This is a genomic window from Sphingobacterium litopenaei (assembly GCF_014692495.1).
Taxonomy (GTDB): Bacteria; Bacteroidota; Bacteroidia; order Sphingobacteriales; family Sphingobacteriaceae; genus Sphingobacterium; species Sphingobacterium litopenaei.
Window position 1 is genome coordinate 89208 of sequence record NZ_JACOIJ010000005.1, and the last position, 22612, is coordinate 111819.

The window sequence follows — 22612 nt, forward strand, 5'->3', positions numbered from 1 at the left end:
AACACTTGCGGCCTTGTATGTAGTTTCTGTTCGTCGGACCGAGGGTTTGCCTCAGACTTCCTTCAGATTCCACCTCGCGGTGGACACCCTTGTCATAAGCTAACACTTCCCACTGTAAAGGCGTGTTCGAGACTTACACCCTAGAGTTATTGCACATGCTGGGCACACAAAAAGGGACAAATCTATCATTTGTAGATTTGTCCCAGAAAGTGAACCTATTGGTACGAAACTCGAACCCTATTATTGGATAATTAACGGCAAGAGAAATTGAAAAACTTTCAAATCTGAAAAGCAGAAACAAACAAAAAAAGAAAGAATATGGTTCAAAGAAAAAGAAGTCTGGTTATATCAAAGCCAACCTAATAAAAAACTCTTTTTCTCTCTTACTCAATTAAGAGGACTAATTTTTTTAAAGTTTTCGAAAGGAAAATCTTTAAAAAAATCAAGAATTATTCTATCAACTATACTATAATTAGTATCTCTGTTCTTAAAATCAGTTTTATTATGCATCGTATTCGAAAGTAAAAAATCAATTAATTCTGAATCATTAAGAATTTTCACGAGCTCTTCTTCATTTTTTACGCTACAATATCGGAAGAGTTGAAGTCCATTTACAAAATGATTAGGCACATCATCTGTATGGTAGTGTCCATCTTCTAAGGTATATGAACCACCAATTTTCACCTCAATTGACATAAGATATTTACATATATCATAGGTTAAAAGTATTGATTCTTGCCTACATAAAATATCCCATGCAGTCACTCGTTTATAATAGTGATAATTGGTGTCAGGTCTTCGTGACATACCACTATAATACTCATATGACTGCTGATTCCATGACTCATAACTATCCTTAATTAGGTCAACTGAGAAGTCATAAGTGTATGGCAAATTTTTTAATCCTGTGAAACCTTGTCTTTCACATTGCTCTTGGTCTAATCGAGGAAGAAGACCCGAAGAGAAATAAAGTTTTGCCTTAGAGTATAAGGCGTTTCGTCCTCCTCCTTGATATAATCTCTTGAGGTCGTCTCTTTTTATCATTTGAAGAAGTGCTTTTTCTTCTTGAATTTTGGATATAATACTTTCTCTTATTTTGAAACAAGAATAGTAGAAAACTTCCAAAAAACCGGTGTCCAGACGGTAGAAATGTAGGAGTCTTTCAGAATTTAATTCAATTTTATGTAACAGTTCTTTCCAATCATAATCATTTAAAACATTTGTAATATATCGAACAGTATCATAGGATATTGAAACACGAGGATTATTCTTAATATTCCTAATTAGATTATATCTAAAATTTCCTAAGTCCTCTGATTCAGTTCTATTATGGAATTCTTCAAACAATATTGGTGTAATTTCAAACTCAGCTGTTTCACATAATGCATTGATATCGATAACAGAAATGTGAGATAAAATAAAGTCCGAAGAAAGTTGGCCTATGTTTTTGAAATTACTTAAGGAAGTCCCATGTTTAACAATATATTGCCGTGAGAAAGAAATATATTTTTTCTCACCTCCAGAATAATCGACCCAAGGGATATATTGTTCATATTCTCTCAATATATCTTCCGAGAACATAAAGTTTCCAAATTCAAATAGTAATAACCAAGCAATAGAGTTTTTGTGTTTCTCAATAATATCGAGGGTCCAATGTGTTTTCTCGTAAAAAGGTATGTATGAAAAAACTCCGTATTTATTCCAACCTTGTTTTCCCAAATAGAAGTAATGGTCTGGAAACAAGTATCTATACTCTGAACCAGAACGCCCTGAGCTACGAATATTATGGTCGATTATCTCTTCAGCTTTTTTAAATGATATTTCAAAATCTTCTCTAACAATAGGCTTATTATGAGAATAACGGACAGCAGGAGGGGCAGTCAACTCTTCATAACGGTTTATGACAAAATCTGAGTTTTTAAGAAAAATGTAGAATAATTCTTTTATGCTCATATTCCCTACTTATTGATAATTAAATCATACACTACTCTTGAAACCGGTTGAACTGTTGAAAATGTACTACCACCCCAAATAATATCTCTTTTCGAACTTTGGTACAATGTATTTTTTTCAGTTCTAATTTTCTCAATAAGAACATGAATAAAGACGTCTAAATCATCAATAGTATAATCTATTTCTAATTTAACATTAACAATGTTTGTTCCTTTCATTAATTCGATAAGGACGGTGTCAACATCAAAATAGAAATCACCAATACGAGTATTAAAAAGTAGTTGAATATGATCCATATCTATTAAAATGTTTTTGACTCCAAAGCATGCTATTTAAAAGTATAATTTATTTACACAAAAATACTTAATATTTGGGAACTAGTCTAAACGATCTCTTAAAACCTTTACTTTTATTGGCATCTTATTTAGAAAGGCTTTGAGAGCTCAACTTTCTTTGTTTACAATTCATTTAGTGGCTATCCTCTTACTATAAACCCGACTTCGGAGGGTGTTAATATCACCTGCAAGAACAAGTAGTTTTGAGGCATGGAATGAGTTTCGAGCACCTCAAAACATAACTTGCTATGTTCTGATGAACAGAAAGTATTGTAGAGAGATAAGAATGTTATTCGTCTGAGATATGTAGTCGAGATTACTGCATTCCGACCTTATAGCTGTCTTAAAAGATAGAAAACAGGATTACAGGAAGGCATGACTGCTTTCAATATATCAGTCTGACCTCATTAACTTCTTTTTATTTACTCGGTAATGAGAGGAGGTGCTGTTTTGTTTCTCTATCACTACCTTTAATTGCTCATTTATTTATTCGTTCAAAGGTCGGAGTATGCTATGTTTCGTTTCATGGGCTAAAAAGGTTAGTGTTTAGCTGAAACAAGGTTTTGACTGAAAAATACTATCCGCAGGTTGGAGATTTTTTAGCAAACCGAAGGCTTGACCTTGTAAAGCGTTAAGAACACTGATTTTACCTTTGCCCGTGAAAATGAAACGAATAGCATACCTACTTTTCAATAAAACCCTGTAAACAGTAGAAAAACCAGTGGTGTTAGAGACAAATAAGTAAAAGAGGGTTCGATGTTCCCTAAATTTCTGTCATTTTACGAGACACAACATCGAACCCCGAAGATCAATGCAACGTCAACGTATATCTTTCAGAATAACAGCATGTTTCAGAGCAAAAAAAAGGGACAAATCTATCATTTGTAGATTTGTCCCAGAAAGTGACCCCGGAGAGATTCGAACTCTCGACCCACTGATTAAGAGTCAGTTGCTCTACCAACTGAGCTACGAAGTCTTGTGATTTAACGAGTCAAATGTAAGGCTCATGAAACTTAAAATCAAATTCTTTTCGTGTATAATTTCCACCAACCATTTTTAATTACACAAGGGCGACAATGGAAATATTAATATGACAATTCTCTTTGTAACTTTGCATCCGCAATAAAATTAGCCATGCAACAAAATACTTCTATTCCTATCGAAGATCCATTGTATTCCAAACGTAACCGCATCCGTATCGCCGTTTCGTTATTTTATTTTTGTCAGGGATTAGCTTTCTCCTCCTGGGCAAGTCGTATTCCAATCATCAAAGAACGCTTACATCTTACAGAAGCTCAGCTGGGTACTATCTTACTAATGTTACCTATAGGCCAGTTAGTTACAATGGCTTTGTCGGGCAAGTTGGTTACAAAATACGGAAGTGCTAATGTTTTGCGCATTACGGCAGTTATATACTCAATTGTACTTTGTGCTATTGGCTTTGCGACAAATGCCTATCAGTTGGGAGCTGTGTTGTTTTTGTTTGGCGTAGTGGGAAATATGTGTAATATTTCCGTAAATACACAAGGAGTAGCAGCAGAAAAGATTTTCCAAAAATCAATAATGTCGTCGTTTCATGGCGCTTGGAGTATCGCAGGATTTACCGGAGCATTAATTGGTTTGATGACGATGAATATTGGCATTGACACCGTACAACATTTTTTTATTATTCTAGTATTGGTGTGTGCAAATACCATTTCCAACCATAAGTTTTTGGTGCAAGGAAAAGCCGATCAATCGGAGAAAAAATCCTTTTTCTCCAAGCCAGAAAGTTCCTTAGTTCAGCTCGGTATAATTGGATTTTTTAGTATGGCGACTGAAGGCGCGATGTTTGACTGGAGTGGTGTTTATTTCAAAGATATAGTTCACGCACCTGCCAATTTCATTATTGTGGGCTATGCTTCCTTTATGGTGATGATGGCGACAGGACGTTTTATTGGCGATATTGTCATTAGCCGTATAGGTCGCAAGAAGACTTTACAAGGGAGTGGTATCCTAATGTTTACTGGGATGATGCTTTCGGTGCTGATGCCTCAATTTTGGATTTGTACTTTTGCGTTTATGCTCGTAGGAATTGGTGTAGCTTGTAATGTTCCAACCGTATATAGCCTGGCGGGTCAAAATAAAAAAGTGCCTTCAGGCGTGGCTTTAGCTATGGTTTCCAGTATCAGTTTCTTAGGTTTCTTAATGGGACCACCGCTGATAGGTTATATCGCAGAAATCTTAGATTTACGTTATTCTTATGGACTTTTTGCTTTCTTTGGCTTGTTGATGTTTGTGATGACAAGTAAGTTAAAGATGTTTAGAGAAACCGAAGATTAAATCTCCCTATGAATTCAACCAATTTTGAAAGTCAGTGGAGCGGTCTTCACTGACTACAATTTCCAAATCTTTGGGTTGAGCTGCCATATTTAATTTAATACGCCCACGTGCGATTTTAACCATTTCTTGGATGGCATTGATATTTATTATAAACTTTCTATTAATCTGAAAAAAGTTTTCGGGAGTCAATTTAGGCATAAGCCAACTGAGGGTATCATCAATAACCACTTGGTCACCTTCGAAAGTATAGCCAAAAAGAATTTTATCATCCGCCATAAAGAAAGCAATATCCTGCACAGCAACGGTCTTCATTTTATTTCCAAACTTGACTAAAAAACGTGATTTATAATTCACAGGCTCTTCCGCTTTCGTAAAAACAAAATCTACTTTGGCAAGCGCCGCTTGCAAATCTTCGAGTTCAAAAGGCTTGAGCAAATACGCATAACCTTGATTTTTGAAGGCTTCTAACGCATAATTGTCATATGCCGTAGTAAAAATTACAGGAACTTCGACTTTCGTCTTTTTAAAGATATCAAAACTCAGCCCGTCCGCCAAGTGGATATCCATAAATACCAAATCCACATTATGTTTGTGAAGATATTGCGTCGCGTCGCGAACAGATGTTACGCCTTCTATGATAATTCGGTTTCCAAACAGTTCGGTAAGCTGCTCGGATAGACTTTCAAAAGCCCATTTTTCGTCTTCAACAATTAGGATTTGGATTTGCACAAAGGCAAAATTACCAAAAATCCCCATTCTTTTTCAAGAACAGGGATTGTAACAATATAAACACCGATTTTACTCTTACAAATTAGGATTGTTTTGTATTGCCTCACGCGGGAATTTAATCGTATAACGTGGGTCGTTTTGCTGCAACAAGTAATCTTTACCACCAAACTCATGTATAATTTGAGGTTGTGTAGTACGTTTAAGATCAAACCATCTTAATCCTTCAAGTGCCAACTCACGTGCACGCTCTTCGTAGATTTCTGATAATAAATCCGCTTTATTCAAGCCGTTTACTTTTGCTTGGTAAGCTTCAAAAGCTGTAGCAGTTAATCTGTTTTTAGCTAATTTCAACAAAGAAGACTTCGCTGACGTTAAATCATCAGTTTGTACCGCAGCTTCCGCTATATTTAATACCAACTCTCCATTACGGAAAGAAGTATTGAATTTATCATTTCCTCCTTTGATGGAAACATAACGACTTCCCGATTTTTGGAAGTATTTTTCTACACGCAAGTCACCTGCGGCATCATACTTGGCAATAAATTCAGGTTTTACGTATGTCGAACGCACTACCATATTATTACCTATATTTTCCAAAGCTTGGATCATCTCTACAGAAGTAAATTCATTTGGTAATACCGCACTAACATTCAAATCTTCCAAGTTATCGTTAATAACTAAAGCTTGTTCTGCGTACGCTTTCGCTTCTGCCCACTCTGCTCTGTATAAGTGAATACGTGATTGCAACGCGAAAATTGCAGATTTGCTAAATCTGTAACGCAAAGTAGCACTAGTTGGTACATTCTCTTTTACTAAACTTTCCGCTTTTGCTAAGTCCGAAAAGATCAAGTTGTAGACTTCTTCAACAGTTGCCAATTTGAATTTTTGTTCCAAATCAACTGCTGTAGAAAGCGCAATACCTTTATCCGTTACAGCTGTAGCTGAATTGAATTTAGGCGCGTACATATTCAACAACTCAAAATGCGCATAGGCACGAATAGCGTAAGCTTCTGCTTTGATTTGATCATTCTCTGCAGAATTTCCAGCTTTCTCATCTATTTCTGATAAGATATGATTTGCGTAGAAAATGCTACGGTAGAAATTTTGGTAAGGATAAGGAGTCGTCGTAGGATCAGGATTTTGATCGTTCCACAAATAAATATCCTTGATCGCCGACAAATCTTCCGAATACTCATCCAAATACAATTCATCTGTGCGAAGATTCAAATATGATTTGTGGGCAGGAAAAATACTGTATGCTGTTGCCAACAAACCACGGAAATCCGAAGTCGTCATTGGAATAACCGCACCTACAGGTTTTATATCTAAATATTTGTCACAAGAGCCAAACATCGTGCTTGCAACCAATAGTCCAATGTATACTATTTTATTTTTCATTGTATTAATCAATTATAAGAACTAAAATGACGCGGATAAACCAAAAGCAATAGACTTAGAAATAGGCTGCGCATAGAAATCACCGTAAGTTTCTGGATCCAAGAAACCCTCATGACCATTGCTGAACACAAATAAGTTACGTCCTTCTACACTGAATCTAAGATTTGACATCTTTAGCTTCGCTAAAGATGCTTGAGGTAATGTATAACCTAAACGCAAGCTGTTGACACGCACGAAGCTTTGTTTTTTAGCCCAGATATCGTAATAGTTGTACGACATTGCTGGATCATTATCCGCCATCCAGCTGTATGGCATCCAACGATCATTTGTCAATACATCTGTACCTCCAATAGCAGGAAGAACGCCTGTGCCCGCATTCAAGATATCTTTCGAATAGTTCATACCAGCATCAACACGCGCTGGATTGTAGCTTGGTGTTCTCAAACGCCATTGGTTCAAATTGAACATCGCTGAAACTGTAAAATCAAAGTTGGCATATTTGAATCTGTTCGTCATACCACCTGAGAATTTAGGATCTAAGCTACCTTTGTATTTAAATTTAGAACGGTAAGAAGCTTCGTCTCCCTCAGAAGCCAACATATAGCCTGGGAAGAAATCAGCCCAAGGATCGTACAATTGGTAGAAATCTTCGAAAGAAACAACTTCTCCTTCTTCATTATAGAATTGCATCACGCCTTTATCATCCAAACCAGCAGTTTCCAATACGAACAAAGAATTGATTGGGTAACCTTCTTTTCTATCTGGCATATAAGCCGTAGGTGAAGTCTGTACGCGAGTCAATTTGTTTGAATTGTGCGCGATGTTGAATTCTGTAGACCAAGAGAATTTAGAATTTTGGATATTACGAGAAGTAATGCTTAATTCCACACCTTGGTTAGTAACTGAAGCCCAGTTTCTGTTTAAGAAATCAAAACCATTTTCCAACGACAGGTTACTTAAACCGATCACATCCGAACTTTTACGGTTGTAATAATCTACCGTAACATCTAATCTGTTGGTGAATACAGAAATGTCTATACCCGCGTTGAATGATTCTGTTTTCTCCCATCTCAACTTATCGTTTGGAGGAGTTTCAATTTGAATTGCACTTTCATTACCACCTGGTAGGATAGTTACATTATCGTATTTTCCTACCACGAAAGGATAGGTATTGCGGTCAATATTACCTTGTGTACCGTAAGAAGCTCTTACTTTCAAATTATTGATGAAAGACTGCTCTTTCATAAAGTCTTCTTCCGTAACGTTCCATGCGCCTGACACAGACCAGATCGGTAAGAAACGGTATTTTGGATCTACACCAAACATATTCGAACCGTCGTAACGGATACTTGCAAATACATTATAACGGCGGTCATAGGTATAACCAGCATTTGCGAAGAAAGCAGCATATGCTGTTTCGCCAATTGATTTTTGGTATTGACGGAAACGTGCTTCATTTGCAAAAGTGCTAGAAGGGAAAATAACAGGTTGTGTAGTCAAGGTATTTTGATCATAACCAAAACCTTTTGTACTCACAATCGTGTTATCCGATCTTCTAAGTTCTGTACCTGCCATAACTGACACTTCATGTACATTGAAGTATTTGTTGAATTCTACAAACGATTTCCAGTTGTATTGGAAAGCACTTGTATTGTTATTTTCGATTACACCACCTTCGGGAAGGAAGTAATCGTAATCTTTTATAGCTGAGTTGTAATAGCTTGAACGCAGTCTGTATTTACGTCCGTAATACGAATCTTTATCTGCAAAACGCTCTACTCCAGTTTCGTCATATTGCAAACCTAATTCCGTGCGTAAAGCTAACTCAGGAATAAAGTTGTACGATAAATTTAAGATAGCTTTTAAAGCTTTGTTATTTAAACCATATTTTGTGTTTTCACGTTCTTCGATAATATTGAAAGGAATATAAGTTCCATCTAAACCTTGAATATCTTGGTCATATGCAAAAGAACCATCTGCATTTCTTACAGCAGTATATGGATTCGCATGTCTAGCGTAATAACTCGGGTTTGTAAACGCATCAGCATCCGAAATAAAGTTTCCTCTATCCGTTGTCGAACCCAATAAACTCAATCCCCCTTTGAATTTCTCCGAAAATTTGAAGTTGTTATTTACAGTCAACGAATAACGACGCATGTCTACACCTTTAGTTGTAGCTTGCTCATCGTAAAAACCACCTGAGATGTAATAATCGTGTTTATCAGAACCTCCAGAAATAGAAGCTGTATATTGTTGGTTTAAGGCATTGCGGTACAATTCTTTTCCCCAATCTGTAGATCCAGAACGCAAAGCATTTATTTTATCTTGCGTAGCTGCTGATAAAGCATCAAAACCATAATCCTGGTAATCCCATAATTCACCGTTTTCATTTAAGATACGTGCAATAGCACCATTCCCAACACGGTAAGTTAAATCATATCTTCCAGCTAAGCCTAATTCGAAATCTACCTTCTCATTGCCATTCATCAAGTTCAACTTGCTGAAATCAGGTCTTTGTGATACGAAAGTATTCGCTGAGATAGAAACTTTAGCAGCACCTGCTTTACCTTTTTTTGTTGTAATCACAATCACACCGTTTGCTGCTCTTGCACCATAAATCGCTGTGGCAGCAGCATCTTTCAAAACCGTAATATCTGCGATATCATCTGGGTTCAATCCAGCGATAGGCAAGTTAGTTAATGTATTTAATGTTTCTTTGTCAAACGTATTTGGCAATGCTGTACCTTCAATAGGCATACCATCCAACACCCATAATGGATCTTGCGTACCATTGATAGATACCGTTCCACGAATGCGGATTTTAGGCGCCGAGTTCGGACCACCATTCAGATTCGACAATTGCAAACCCGCAACTTGTCCTTCCAACATTTGGTCAATACCCGACACACCTGTTTGACGTACATCATCCAACTTCACTTTATTGTAAGCTGTAGTATTGTTTCTTTTCTTAATGTCCGTGTAACCTGTAACAATTACTTCGCTGATTACCGATTCATTTGAAGTCAAATAAATCGTTTCTTGCGCAGGAGATACTTTCACGCGTACCGTTTCGTAGCCCATATAAGCTACCGAATAAGAAGCTAAACCCGCTTTTACAGCTAAAGTATAATTACCTTTTGCATCCGTAACTGTACCCAATGCAGACTGCTGGATTTGTCCATTGATATTGGTTACCTCACCCACTACGGAATTGTCGATAAAAACAGAAGCTCCTGCAATAGGTTCCTTTGTTTTAGCATCCAATACGCGTCCCTGCACCTTAATTTGCTCCTGTGCATGAACTACCATTAGTTGCGAAATCAACATCCACACTACAAACAATAGTTTTTTCATTAGTTTTAAGTTAAGTTGTTTTATTTTTTATTTATTGTGTATTCAATTCTCAATATTAAATCTTGGTAGTGCGACTTCGTCAAATGGTCACCGCCTTTTGCTTTTTTCAAAATATCCAAGACAGCCATCAGTTCTGCACGCTTCGCAATCAGCATATCACTTGTACGTGCCATACCATCCACACGCATATTTCTGAAGCTGATATCATCCGGTTCTTTTTTAGCATGATTTACACCATGAATACCACACAAATCCAAGCGTGTTTCCGCTAAAATTTGGTCTACTAACGAAAGTTTACGAGTATATAATCTATCCATTGTTTTATTATTGCTGACCAACAGAATGTCGACATAGTTTTGCTGCAACATACGGCTGTTGATATCCAAATTCGCACCCGCTAATGTCTTTTTGAATACCTCTTTGCGGAATGCTTCCAAATATTCGGTTACCGTCCAAGTTTTAGCTTTTCCAAATAATAGTTCCGCTTCTGTCATGCGCAATAAACGCTCATCACTCAACATCAAATGCATCAAGGCACTTTGGAATTCGCGTTTCAAGCTGTTAGGTGCTTGTTCGTAAGGCCCCATTGGCGAATCTTTCAACGCAAAAGTTTTAGTCAATAACGCTTTATCAAATAACCACTCTGGCATTTCCAAAGCTTGGTTTTTCATAAAGTCGAAAGCTTCGATTTGTGTAGCACGTGGAACAGGCGTATAAGCATTCTTATTATCGCCCAATACTGGATTTTCTAAATAAAGTCCACCAATATTATTCGCGACATGTTCTGCATAGGTATACCATTGTCCGATTACACCCCAGTATAAACGACCAGCTTTGTAATAACTTTCGCCTTTCTCTGTAGTCCAGTTGATGATTTGAGGCATCATACGTTTCAGATTACGAATACCGTATTCGCCCGCCAACATCGCATTATCCCCTAAATCTTCAGATTGGGCTCTTGGATCGATGACATTACGCGAGTCTTGTTGCTCACCGTACCAATAATGTGGATCGTGTTGGTGTTTCTCGATTTCTGCTCTTAGTTTTGGCAATTCTGCCCAAGGAGTTGTTTCAGGAAACCATCTGTACCCCCAAGCAATCGCATATTTATCGTACAAACCGATTTTTGGCGTTAATAATTTAACACCATCACCAGGCTGGGTAATGTAGTTGAAACGCGCATAGTCCATAATAGACGTCGCTGTTCCGCCCATTTTCTCCGTAAACGCTGGAGAACGCAATGAGTCTACTGGAAAGCTAAACGAAGAACCCATATTGTGCATCAAGCCCAACGTGTGACCAATCTCATGCGAAGACACAAAACGGATAGCATGCGCCATTTTCTCTTGGTCAAACACATTTCCACGAACGGTAGAATCAACAATACCCGTCTGAATACGCATCCACGAATTCAACGCTGTCATCACATTGTGCCACCAAATCACATCGGCTTCCAAGATTTGTCCCGAACGCGGATCAACCACCGAAGGCCCCATAGCATTCACTTTTGGTGAGGCGATATAAGCAATCGACGAATATTGCGCATCATCGATATCAAAATCCAATGAATCTGGCACTTCCTTGGCTATAATGGCATTTTTGAAACCTGCAGCTTCAAAAGCTACTTGCCAGTCGTGTACACCATTGATGATTTCTTGACGCCATTGCTTTGGTGTAGCAGGGTCAATATAAAAGACAATAGGTTGAACTGGTTCAACCAATTCTCCTTGCAAATAACGTTGTACATCTTCTGCCTTTGGCTCCAACTTCCAACGTGTAATTAATTCTCTTTTTTCTAACTCTTGTTGTTCATCCGAAAAATACCAACGCGGAATGGTAAAATAGCCGATACGTGGATCCGCGAAACGTGGTTTCATCGCTTGCTCTGGCAACTTATAAATATTGCTTGTTACACCGATACTCACCGGAACCGAACTGTTTCCTTCGGTCACGCGTGTCGTCAATACTGACTTCACGACAACATTCGCGTCAAAACTTTTAATCTGCTCTATCACAGATAGGTTTGTATTCGGCGAAGTACCTAGACCTAAATCTTTGAATACATCATTGAAACTATTTGCTTTCCCGTCGAATACTTTATTTATATTAATCAATACCGAAGAGGAATCTTTCGAATAACCTTCAATCTTAAAGTTCTCAATAAAAGAGCTCGTAAAATTAGCAGCTACTGATTGTGCAATAGCAGAGCCAGGGGTAGATTCTACCGTAGGTTTTACTTCACTTACCCACACTTCCGAACGGTCTTTTTGGATGAAAAAACGAATAACTTTATTGTCGCTATTGATCCCTTTATTGACGCCGGCTTCGTTTAATTCAATCGGCACAGAGGAAATTTTGTTTATCAACAAAAAGTCTTTTCCCATCAGGGCTACAGGAATATCAAAATAGAAGTCTTTGCCTTTTTTAATGACCTGAAACATGCCACTATCTACCACGGCTTTTTCATACACTTTAAGATAGCTTCTGTTTGTCGTATCGACTTTAACTGTATCTGTGACACTTGTCTTTGTCTCCTTACCCTTGTAAAGTCCAACATATTGGAGAAAATTACACGAGTGAATTGCAGGAGCTAATAATAAAAAGGGTAAAACCTTGAAGGTGCTTCTAGCTAATAATTTCATTAAAAATTTAAATTTTTCTGAGGCAATTGCTTTGCGCCTAGTTTTGAGTGTGTTACTTACAGGTGCAAAAACGCATTTAAATTGCTCATAATTAAAGCATCAAAAAAATCAAACTCCGCCAAAGTGTGATATTAGGGAGTGAAAGCGCAAATGAATGGAGTAAAGAAATCAGGGGGTGTCGATAAAAGGAAGATAAACGCTATATCGATCCGCATTCTCTTCTATATGAAAGTCCGTAATCCTGTAATGTTGATAAGTCCTTTGCAGGAAATTTGTACCGTACCCTTCTGAATCTTCGCTGTCCTGACGCAAGTTCTTCGTGTTCGAAACATATATCCCTGTCGTTGTCGTAGTCACCTCAATATTGACAGGTGTTTCGTCACTTAAAATATTATGTTTTATTACATTTTCGACGAGTATTTGTAGACTTAGCGTTGGTAGATGTTTGCCTAAAAGCGCTGGATCTATAGCATAAGAAATGGGTAATTTAAGATCCCCAAATCGCAGCTGTTGTAAAAATATATATTCCTGAAGGATATCCAACTCCTCTTGAAGCGTGGATACTCCGTTCGGAGGCAAATTTAAGAGTTTTCGATAGAATTTAGATAATTTAACCACATAAGTTTTCGCTATATCAGGTTGCTTCTGAATCAGTTGTTGTAATGAACCCAATGAATTAAACAGAAAATGCGGGTTCATCTTCTCTTTCAGGTTACTGTATTCCAGAATAGTTTTTTCATTCAGAAATTGCAGATTGCGCATCTGCAAATTATATTGTTTTCGGTCTTGTCTGACCGTAAAAACCACCAAAATAAAAATAGCCAAAAGACCTATAAACCAAAGCCCCCAAATTGGCAAACTCACTTCCGTGAATACTTCATCGCCTTTTAAAATGGGAACAGAAATCAATAAGGTATGACCGCGAAGGTTTTCGCTTTCGAATGAATATTGACGCACATCCAACCCTAAAAAATCGGACAAGACAGTTTTTCCCATCTTATCGGTAAATTGAGGTTTTAGTTGCGGAAACATCTTCCCAATTTTCGAGGAATCTACCCCTATGATATAACGATATTGCGAATCATATACCTCTACATAAGCAGATTGTCCTATTTCTTCATTCCAAAATCGTTCGTTGAGCTTTTGAATATTGACTACAAAACGAATATTAGCTACACTATCAACAGGTTGCCATAAAGCATACAAAACACCATCTTTTGAAAGAAAATATTCATTCTCCGAGGCAATTTTGTGATCTAATGGACCATCCCAAATTTCATTTTGACTAGATTGCCCATGAAAGTAATTATGTGTCAGACCACTTTTCCTATCAACAAACACATAGCCAGCCACTACATCACGGTAACCTCCTTGTTGAATAAGGGTATTCAATAGCTGTATTTCGCCGATTTCCGCCAGAGATGCCAGAAATTTAAAGGAATTATTAAGTGATTCTATCTCTTTATTTACAACAGCATTCTTTTCATTCGCAATATTCTTTAGCGAGGTTTTGTCAAAATGATGCAGTTTGCTGTTGATAATAGATACCGTTACTCCGCCTAATACAGCAAATAAAACTGTAATAGCCAAAAGTTTGTAAACAAGTTGACCTTTTATCGGAGTAATAGACATCCTGCAAAGGTAGGAAAATGGAAATTTTAAATTCTGTCCAAAACCCGATAAATACTAAGTTGGTAATTTCATTTACTATTTTAGAGTTTCCCTAATCAATTTTTATGTGGAGGTTTATGAAAAAAACAAATATTATGAAAATGATAATTTTCACAATCCTCAGCTTAATGTTTGCGCTTTCTACATTATATAGCCAAAAAGGAATAGATTTTAATTTAAGTTATGGAGCTGGGAGGAGTCTCGAAATGTTTGTTGACAGTGCTGCCAAAAATGTTTACTATGGATTGCAATTTTCCAACTAGCCCAATACATCTTTTAATTTCTTACCAGATGTAAACCATATCAACCTTCGATTTAACTTCAAAAAGACGACAGACATTGCAGCCTACAGATATACAATCTTAATAAATGACAATCCCATAGAAGTAAACAAGACTTTCAACCTCACTAAAATTTTTAATACACAACGTCCCAAAAACACTCCTTTTAGGAATGATCTTGAGGAAGTTAACTCCATAAACCTTGGAAACTTCCTAATAAAAGGGAAAGTTATTAAGATTTTAGCATATAGTGTAGAAAAACCATTAGATATATATACCTATATATTTTACGCCAAATCCATTCCTAAAGCTGAAATGACCGGTCTTGGAAAACGTTTCACCGTTGAAGAAGGCATACAGTACAAGTATATCCATGATTTCAAAGAAAACATTGACCTAAGTCCTACCACCAAAGACGATGAAATCACAATTGTCAAGGATTAGACAGAAATAGACTATCTCTATCATGTGTTGATAAAAAACAAACGAACTACAAAATAATTTATGAGTCTACATCTTGGCAATATGGTGGTCATCTTGATACTGCATACCAACACGGTTACTTGATTAACTTGACAAAAGGTTTTGATAACTCTACGCTATTAAAAAATAGAGTGAATTAATATAAGGCTATGGAAACGAATATTGAACAATTAAAATATGATAAAGGCGAAATACTTTCATTTTACCTTACTAAAGGCAATATTGACGACCGAAACCTAAAACATATGATGGATAATGAAAAAGCATTACATAACCTTCCTATACATTTATTCACTCAGACTAATTTTTATTTGCCTATTACGGCAGATTTTGGAGGAATGGCAAAGTGATTATTCCGAACAAGTATGGTCCGGAATATTCATAAATTATATCCCTCGAAGTGATCCCAACTGTAGTTTTACCAATTTAGGTTTTCGTAATCAAAATCATCGTCACTTAGTTCAAGCTCAGATATTTCGCAGTTCAATTTTTTAGCTTCTGTTTCTAAAAACTTTTGATAATCCCTGTATTCTTCCGTGTAATAAACGCCCCGTTTTAAAAGATCGGGAAGTTTCCGGAAGGCTTTCTTTCCGCCTCCCAAAAGGAAGAAATCAAGATTAATGCTTCGCATACATTGGTAAATGTGGCCATTCCCTCCATAAAGTCCATCTTCTATGAAACCTATCAAAGCTTGTGCCCCGACTTCGTCATAGCTACACATTGCTTTTTCCAGCCAAAATTCGATCAAGAGAATTTGTGAAATGTCGAATTTATTGGTTTCAGCGTACCTCATATTGAATTTTAAGGCCGTCAATGAGAACAGGAAATGAACCCAGGATATTTGAACGCCAAAATAGTCTTGTTCCTCAAACGAAAAATGGCCACCCTTTAGTTTCAGCCGGTTTCCATCATTTGCCTTGCGTATTTCGTAAGAAAAGCCGCTAATCAAAGTATCCCTATTGTCGAATCCTTTTTTATCCGCTTTATTCTCGTCATTCCAAAACTTTCCAATAACTTCATAAAAGTTATTCAGGTCGTCATAGGTTCCCCAAATTTCCTCCCCCAAACCTCTTTTTGTCGGAATTATATATATCATTGTGAATCGTGTCTATTTTAAAATTTCACCTACAAGGCGCACATATATCTTAGTCATTTGTGGCCGTTTCGGCCCTTTAAAACATATCTGGTGCCGCGGCCTGTTGTTCCTACTTTTTCAATCAACTGTTTTTCGCTTAAATCTATTAACTCCGTAGTCGAAACGGTTTTCCCAAGATTGTTTAATTTTTGGTATGCGGTATTGGTAATACTGCCATGCTCCTTGATAAATAGTATTGCCCTAATTTGCCTTTCATTAATATCCAAAGTCCGCAAATGTACCTCCGTATAAATATCTTTCAGTAACGTAACCATGACACCGCCCCAAGACTCCTCAAATATCGGCTCAGGCAACCCGGCTTCCTGAAAAGCGGTCAGCATTTTCTCAATGCCCCGCCCCCAAGATTCAATATAACCGGCACGGAAAAATGTATCCGCAATATGCTAATTTCTTGGGCGAGATGGATGTTTCTTCGTCAATCTTTCCAAAGGAATATCAACAGGCAGCTTTCCCGCATTCCACAACATCAGTTTATCATCATACACGCTAAGCTGGATCGTGGTGTCGGTATAGTCCTTATGGACGACGGCGTTCAATATAGCTTCCCTTAATGCCGCTTCAGGAGATTCCAGCTTTTCAATCCGTTGTATACCCTCATAAGAAATGTGCGAAATCAGGTATCTGTCTTTAAGTAACTGTATAACCTTATCCACCATCTCAAAAACACTTCCCTCAACCGTATCCTGGAATTTAAGGTCTGCATCAGACATGCCGAACTTCCCGATTTTGAAATAGCTATGTATAAAATAACGCTGCGGTCTTTTACCAAACAAAAGGACGGCTGCAGACCTTAGTTTGTTTTCCGGCGTTATCAAATCCAGGTTCTGCAGCAAGGTAAGCAAGTCATCCTTGTCAGCATTGTGGTAGATACGCCCACTTTTGATACTGGCTTTCAAAAAAGATGTTACTGCACTTTCATCTATGTCCTGCAACGTCGCTCCGTCAACTATCGTATCATCCCAGGTTCTGCCAAGTTTTTTGTAGAGAAAATCCTGTAAGGCAATACCTTTCAATTCCTGTTTTGTACTACCACTCCGGTAATGGTCTAGCCACACTTAGAGAGCTTAACTGGATAGATCAACTCTTTAACTTGGTGCCATACAGCCGCAGGCTTTAGCCTCGCTACGGTATGGCTCGCTGAATATTACGGATGTAACCTTGGAGGGCGAAACACCTTTCCACCACCAACGTGGATCGGCCAATATCTCCGCCAACTACTACCGTACGGATGGCTTCAATACCGACCCGAACTTTATGTCTGGGGGTACCACCGCACCGCCTTATGATGACTATACAAGTGTGCGCTTGGGATAGCAAAAAGAATATATCCGGATGCATCAAGGGCTTTGTCCAGATCATTTGTTGCCACGACATAAGGTTTGTTGAACGAGACAAAATTCAGATAATCCGGGTTAGTGCCATTCTTATTGACAGCATCGGCCTGCTCTTCCCGACGAAGATACCAGGTAAAATGAACTTTATTTTCAGCTAAAATTTTGACTAACGCCGTAGCCCAGCTACAGCCTCCTATAACACTTACTTTTTTAGACAAACTGTGTTGATTTTTTCGTTTAAGAAGCCCTTCTGAGCAGGGCTAAAGACCAAGAATTAGGACAAAGGTAGGGAAAAACAAACGAAAAGGCCAAAGTTGGCCTGTGGGCGAGCAGGCAAACGGATCAAACTTATACCGTCATTTTTATAAGCCCCTTAGTCCGGCACACTTACTTTGATAGAGACAGTTTGTGATGATATTTGCCTGCTTCGCTTGTAAAAAATCCCGTCAAAACGGTCTATTCTTCGGCTTTTTTGCCCCGATCTGAAGTCTGAGGTTAAGACTGTTCGTATTTTTTGATTACATTTGTATAGCTATTTTTCCAAAGTGATGATCTTATCACTGCATACCCAAGGAATCTCGGTTATAATCACGATAATTTGTTTTGTCTTTTATATAATCATTGTATAGGAGATCCCGGGATAAGGCTTTCCGTTTTTTATTTCGGAAAATCAACTGTTTGAAAGTACGATATGATAAAATTTAGAAGTATAAAAACCACACTCAGCAAAGGCGTAACCGTTCCCAGTTTGATCTTCATTACAGGTATTTGTTTGCTGTCTGCCATTTATCCGAAATTGACAGAAAACCTGCTCAACACTGTTAAAGATTTTATTTTTGTCAACCTGAACTATGTGTATGTCTGGTCGGTAACGATTTTCGTCCTGTTTTTAGTTTATTTGATGTTCAGCAAATACGGGAATATCCGTTTGGGAAGAAACGACAGCAAGCCTGCTTATTCTTTCTTTTCATGGATCTCCATGCTGTTTGCCGCGGGGATGGGGATCGGATTGATGTATTTTAGCGTTGCCGAACCGATGCAACATTATTCCAATGAGGTATTTTCAGGAAATACCGCCATCCAGCGCGCTAAGGATGCACAGCTCTATACGTTTTTCCATTGGGGCATTCATGCGTGGGCGATTTACGGTATTGTGGGATTGTCTTTAGCTTATTTTGCTTATCGTTATCGTTTGCCACTTTCCTTGAGAAGCTGTTTTTATCCTTTGCTGAAAGATAAGATTAAAGGCACTTGGGGCAATACGATCGATATTTTTGCCCTTTGCAGTACGTTTTTCGGGATTACCACTACGTTGGGTTTTGGCGTAGTGCAGATCAACTCGGGGCTGGAAACATTGGGTGTCTTACCGGGGAGCAGCTTTATTTATCAGGTATTGATTGTAGGTGTATTGGTCTCGCTTTCCATTATTTCTGCCGTGAGCGGTGTGGACAAAGGCGTCCGGATATTGAGCAACATCAACATTGTGAGTGTTGTTGTGCTTTTGCTGTTTGTTTTGGTTCTTGGTCCTACCGTATATCTAATAGGTAGTTTTACGGAAGGCATCGGGAACTATATCAATAATTTCTTTAGCCTTACTTTTAACACGCACGTTTATGAAGCCGAAACGCAACCGTGGTTTTACGACTGGACGATATTGTATTGGGCTTGGTGGATTTCCTGGTCTCCTTATGTGGGGCTGTTCATCGCCAAGATTTCCAAAGGACGAACCATACGTGAATTTATTGCGGCGGTCTTAATTATACCTACCCTGTTTAATTTCATATGGATGTCGGTCTTCGGGAACAGTGCGATCTGGTTTGACCTGAATATCGCAGACGGAGCTTTGAGCCAGCTTGCCAGTAACCCGGATGCGCTGATGTTCCGCTTTTTGGAATATTTGCCTTTGACCGAGATCATCAGCTTTTTGGTCATTGCTATTATTATTATTTTCTTCGTGACTTCTGCCGACTCCGGAATGTTCGTCATGAACAGCATTGCTAGCAAAAACGCACGGATTTCACCAAAATGGCAAACAATCGGTTGGGGAATTTTACTTGCTACGCTTGCCTTATTGTTGCTGAACGCGGGCGGACTGAACGCATTGCAGAGCATGACATTGATAACCGCTTTACCGTTCTCGGTTATTATGCTGTTATTTATCGTTAGTCTGGTCAAGGCCTTGGCGATCGACCAAAAATATTATGAACGTGATTTTTCAGCCACGACCATCCCATGGTCGGGAGAGTCCTGGAGACAACGATTGAAACAGATCGTTTCCTTTAATGATAAAAAATCTGTTAGCCGTTATATCGACACCACGGTAAAGGAAGCCTTTTATGAACTGCAACAGGAGTTTGCAAAAAATAATATTGATGCAACGATCAATTCCTATGAGAAACCTCAAAGAATAGAGATCGAGATCAAGCATGATGTTGTAAATAACTTTGTCTATGGTGTAAAGAACGAGAAAAGGGTGGTATCCGACTATCTGCTCAATGAAGAGAATCTACCCGATGTGGATGACAGCCAGACCCACTTTCCCAAATCCTATTTTGGGGATGCCCGTGAGGGGTATGATGTACAGCTTTTTACAAAAAACGAGCTGATCTCTGACGTACTGAAACACTATGAAAGATTTATCGAGATCATTGTGGAAAAAAGGAACGAAATGTTTATCAGCAGTAATGCCAACCGAAGATTAGAATGAACATGTACCACTAATCTCATAGCTGTTTGCTGCGGAAATAGGGTATCAACTCTTTGATTGTGTAACGGCATATATTACTCCGATTACGAGTAAGGTAGCCCACACTTTTGATATTTGTTTAATTTTGTAGCACTAATAAATAAGTTAGGCATAATGCTACAAGCTACCGTGTAAACCTAGACTGAAAGAAAATGGACGACAATAACAAGACTAAACGACTTTCACGACTAACTGCAATTTTGACAATTTTGCAAACGAAACGACTTTTGACAGCTTCGGAATTAGCGAATAAATTTTTCAGTTAGTAACAGGACAATTTATAGAGATATAAAAGCATTAGAACAAGCAGGTGTCCCTATTTTGACCGAAGACGGAAAAGGCTATTCTTTAATGGAAGGTTACAGAATACCACCAGTATTATTTACCGAAAGCGAAGCCAATGCCTCAATTACAGCCGAACAACTCATTTTAAAAATAAAGACACTTCATTTGTAAAAGAATATTCAGAAGCTATTAACAAAATAAAAGCGCGTCTTTAAGATGATCTCTCACGATAGACGTTCTTATTTCTACTTTGCCGGCATTGTCCAGTTTTTCTAAAAAATCCGTCCTCCGCTTTTGCGCTTCGATCCTGCCCGTTGGGCTTCGGTTTCATTGGCAAGCTGCCTTTGAAAGACAGAATAAAGCGGTCTATAGGCGTGGATAATGTGTACATCGGCGTTTAAGAGCTTGGCCAGTCCCAAGGTATAGGTTGTTGCAACAAATGCATTGTTTGAAAAATCAGTAGGAACTAATAAGGTTCGTCTCATGATGTCGTTTTTATGCTAAAAAAAATTCAATAGATCACTGGACTATGACCAACTCTCAAAAGAAACAAAAAACAAGAGAAACCAAACAAACTATATTTAATGTATATATATATTTGTTATTTAAACTAATTTTTGGAAACCGTCATGAACAAGCTGTTTAATTTTTTTGACCTGCACAAAGACGAAGACGAAAAGGAAAAAGTGCTGTAGAATGTCATCAGCAATATTTCTTTCAGGGGTGCTAATGCCTGGATATTGGCCTGTGCGATAGTCATCGCTTCTGTGGGACTGAATGTCAATTCAACAGCGGTTATCATCGGTGCCATGTTGATTTCGCCATTGATGGGCCCGATCTTAAGGGCTGGTTTCGCCTTAGGGACATTTGATTTCCCGCTGTTGAAAAAATCTATCAAAAATCTTTTGATCGCGACATTGATCAGCCTGGTGGTATCGTTTCTGTATTTCCTGCTAAGCCCGTTCAAAGACGCCCAATCCGAGCTACTGGCCCGCATATCGCCCAATATTTATGATGTGCTAATTGCTTTTTTCGGCGGACTGGTCGGTGTCATTGCGATTACACGGGTCAATAAGGGCAACCCTATCCCCGGGGTGGCCATCGCTACCGCTCTGATGCCTCCGCTCTGTACAGCCGGATATGGACTGGCGATAGGCAATATCTCCTTTTTTGCCGGCGCTATTTATCTATACATCATCAATTGCGTTTTCATTTGTCTGTCTACCTTTGCTATCGTCAAATATCTGCGGTATCCCAAGGTTCATTATGTGGACAAATTGCGGGAAAAACGGATCGGGCAAAGCATTACCTTACTGACTATCATATTGATTGCTCCCAGCCTGTATTTTGCATACAACCTCTTGCAGGAAAAGAAATTCAGTGACCGTATCAAGCAATTTGTACGGCATGAATTTGCCGAAAAAGGCTAAACTATCGTTTATGAAAAAATACAGTTCAATAAAAATCCGAAACGTTTGGAGCTGGCTTTCCTGACCAAAAAAAATTTCAGCCTGTGGAAATCGAACAGCTCCAAAACTCATTGGCATCTTATGGTGTCGAAAATACGGAGCTCATTATCAAACAGGACAGCGTAGATCTCAGGTCTGCAATATTGAGCGAAATAGACAAGCATACCGTCTGCTTTAATGAAAAAGATCTTACGATCCGTAGCCTGAACCAGCGCCTTTCCCGCTATGAGCTGGCAAATGTCCAGCTTCGTCTTGATATGGCTATACTGTTCCCGCAGATAGCACATTATAGCATTGGTGTGCAACAGTATTACAATACCAGGGACAGCCTGGTCAATTACATAGCATTTGTCTATCAGGCTAAGGACGACTTTCCCGAAGAGGAAGAGCAGAAATGAAAAAATGGCTGTCTGTCCAGTTTCCCAATGACAGCCTGGCAATCGTGCCTACCAGC

Annotated in this window: 19 protein-coding genes and 1 tRNA gene; 7 read left to right on the plus strand and 13 right to left on the minus strand. The window is 38.4% G+C overall.

The window, feature by feature from the left end; all coding sequences use genetic code 11:
* Window positions 1–387 precede the first annotated feature (387 nt).
* The 3 genes from H8B04_RS04355 to H8B04_RS04365 all read right to left on the minus strand — a co-directional run bounded on the left by H8B04_RS04355 (window position 388) and on the right by H8B04_RS04365 (window position 3264).
* The gene (locus tag H8B04_RS04355) at window positions 388–1953 is read right to left on the minus strand and encodes a hypothetical protein (protein ID WP_190301573.1); all 1566 of its coding nucleotides are present in this window, start codon (window positions 1951–1953) and stop codon (window positions 388–390) included.
* Between the two features lie 5 nt (window positions 1954–1958).
* The gene (locus tag H8B04_RS04360; RefSeq protein ID WP_190301574.1) at window positions 1959–2249 is read right to left on the minus strand and encodes a hypothetical protein; all 291 of its coding nucleotides are present in this window, start codon (window positions 2247–2249) and stop codon (window positions 1959–1961) included.
* Window positions 2250–3191: 942 nt separating this feature from the next.
* Window positions 3192–3264 (minus strand) — tRNA-Lys (locus tag H8B04_RS04365).
* A 158-nt stretch (window positions 3265–3422) separates the two neighbouring features.
* On the opposite strand from H8B04_RS04365, the gene H8B04_RS04370 reads away from it, so the two are divergent.
* Window positions 3423–4610, plus strand: coding sequence for an MFS transporter (locus H8B04_RS04370; RefSeq protein ID WP_165290365.1), 1188 nt, complete (start codon window positions 3423–3425; stop codon window positions 4608–4610).
* Between the two features lie 6 nt (window positions 4611–4616).
* Here H8B04_RS04370 and H8B04_RS04375 read toward each other — a convergent pair whose 3' ends face one another.
* The 5 genes from H8B04_RS04375 to H8B04_RS04395 form a co-directional block, all read right to left on the minus strand.
* Window positions 4617–5366 (minus strand): LytR/AlgR family response regulator transcription factor, encoded by a 750-nt coding sequence (locus H8B04_RS04375; protein ID WP_223815268.1) that lies wholly within the window; start codon window positions 5364–5366, stop codon window positions 4617–4619.
* A gap of 48 nt (window positions 5367–5414) precedes the next feature.
* Window positions 5415–6737 carry a RagB/SusD family nutrient uptake outer membrane protein gene (locus tag H8B04_RS04380; RefSeq protein ID WP_190301575.1) on the minus strand — a complete coding sequence of 441 codons (1323 nt, stop codon included), beginning with the start codon at window positions 6735–6737 and terminating at the stop codon, window positions 5415–5417.
* 21 nt (window positions 6738–6758) lie between these two features.
* Complete coding sequence (locus tag H8B04_RS04385; RefSeq protein WP_190301576.1) at window positions 6759–10091, minus strand: SusC/RagA family TonB-linked outer membrane protein; 3333 nt, start codon at window positions 10089–10091, stop codon at window positions 6759–6761.
* A gap of 20 nt (window positions 10092–10111) precedes the next feature.
* A complete protein-coding gene (locus H8B04_RS04390) occupies window positions 10112–12733 on the minus strand; it encodes a zinc-dependent metalloprotease (protein WP_190301577.1) in 2622 nt (873 codons plus the stop codon).
* A gap of 168 nt (window positions 12734–12901) precedes the next feature.
* The gene (locus H8B04_RS04395; RefSeq protein ID WP_190301578.1) at window positions 12902–14365 is read right to left on the minus strand and encodes a sensor histidine kinase; all 1464 of its coding nucleotides are present in this window, start codon (window positions 14363–14365) and stop codon (window positions 12902–12904) included.
* A gap of 635 nt (window positions 14366–15000) precedes the next feature.
* On the opposite strand from H8B04_RS04395, the gene H8B04_RS17235 reads away from it, so the two are divergent.
* Both H8B04_RS17235 and H8B04_RS04400 read left to right on the plus strand, forming a co-directional pair.
* Window positions 15001–15129: a hypothetical protein gene (locus H8B04_RS17235; protein WP_262891404.1), complete on the plus strand. Its 129-nt coding sequence runs from the start codon at window positions 15001–15003 to the stop codon at window positions 15127–15129.
* A 188-nt stretch (window positions 15130–15317) separates the two neighbouring features.
* Complete coding sequence (locus H8B04_RS04400; RefSeq protein WP_165290370.1) at window positions 15318–15518, plus strand: hypothetical protein; 201 nt, start codon at window positions 15318–15320, stop codon at window positions 15516–15518.
* Between the two features lie 68 nt (window positions 15519–15586).
* Here the strand turns inward: H8B04_RS04400 and H8B04_RS04405 are convergent, their stop codons facing one another.
* From H8B04_RS04405 to H8B04_RS04420, 4 genes are all read right to left on the minus strand, one after another.
* Entirely contained in the window at window positions 15587–16264 is a 678-nt protein-coding gene (locus H8B04_RS04405) for a DUF6904 family protein (RefSeq protein ID WP_190301579.1), read from the minus strand.
* A 53-nt stretch (window positions 16265–16317) separates the two neighbouring features.
* The gene (locus H8B04_RS04410) at window positions 16318–16704 is read right to left on the minus strand and encodes an ATP-binding protein (RefSeq protein ID WP_190301618.1); all 387 of its coding nucleotides are present in this window, start codon (window positions 16702–16704) and stop codon (window positions 16318–16320) included.
* Between the two features lie 3 nt (window positions 16705–16707).
* On the minus strand, window positions 16708–17337 hold the full coding sequence (locus H8B04_RS04415; protein WP_165290371.1) for a putative DNA binding domain-containing protein: 630 nt from the start codon (window positions 17335–17337) through the stop codon (window positions 16708–16710).
* Between the two features lie 239 nt (window positions 17338–17576).
* Window positions 17577–17876, minus strand: coding sequence for a hypothetical protein (locus tag H8B04_RS04420; protein ID WP_165290372.1), 300 nt, complete (start codon window positions 17874–17876; stop codon window positions 17577–17579).
* Window positions 17877–18349: 473 nt separating this feature from the next.
* Here H8B04_RS04420 and H8B04_RS04425 point away from each other — a divergent pair, with 473 nt between their 5' ends.
* Both H8B04_RS04425 and H8B04_RS16995 read left to right on the plus strand, forming a co-directional pair.
* Window positions 18350–20365 carry a BCCT family transporter gene (locus H8B04_RS04425; protein WP_190301580.1) on the plus strand — a complete coding sequence of 672 codons (2016 nt, stop codon included), beginning with the start codon at window positions 18350–18352 and terminating at the stop codon, window positions 20363–20365.
* 327 nt (window positions 20366–20692) lie between these two features.
* Window positions 20693–20860 (plus strand): hypothetical protein, encoded by a 168-nt coding sequence (locus tag H8B04_RS16995; protein WP_317170641.1) that lies wholly within the window; start codon window positions 20693–20695, stop codon window positions 20858–20860.
* Between the two features lie 101 nt (window positions 20861–20961).
* On the opposite strand, the gene H8B04_RS04435 is transcribed toward H8B04_RS16995, so the two are convergent.
* Window positions 20962–21174: a universal stress protein gene (locus tag H8B04_RS04435; RefSeq protein ID WP_190301581.1), complete on the minus strand. Its 213-nt coding sequence runs from the start codon at window positions 21172–21174 to the stop codon at window positions 20962–20964.
* 324 nt (window positions 21175–21498) lie between these two features.
* On the opposite strand from H8B04_RS04435, the gene H8B04_RS17000 reads away from it, so the two are divergent.
* Together H8B04_RS17000 and H8B04_RS17005 are read left to right on the plus strand one after the other, a co-directional pair.
* Window positions 21499–22119 (plus strand): DUF389 domain-containing protein, encoded by a 621-nt coding sequence (locus H8B04_RS17000; RefSeq protein ID WP_223815269.1) that lies wholly within the window; start codon window positions 21499–21501, stop codon window positions 22117–22119.
* A gap of 83 nt (window positions 22120–22202) precedes the next feature.
* Window positions 22203–22556: a hypothetical protein gene (locus H8B04_RS17005; RefSeq protein ID WP_223815270.1), complete on the plus strand. Its 354-nt coding sequence runs from the start codon at window positions 22203–22205 to the stop codon at window positions 22554–22556.
* The last annotated feature ends 56 nt before the right edge of the window (window positions 22557–22612 follow it).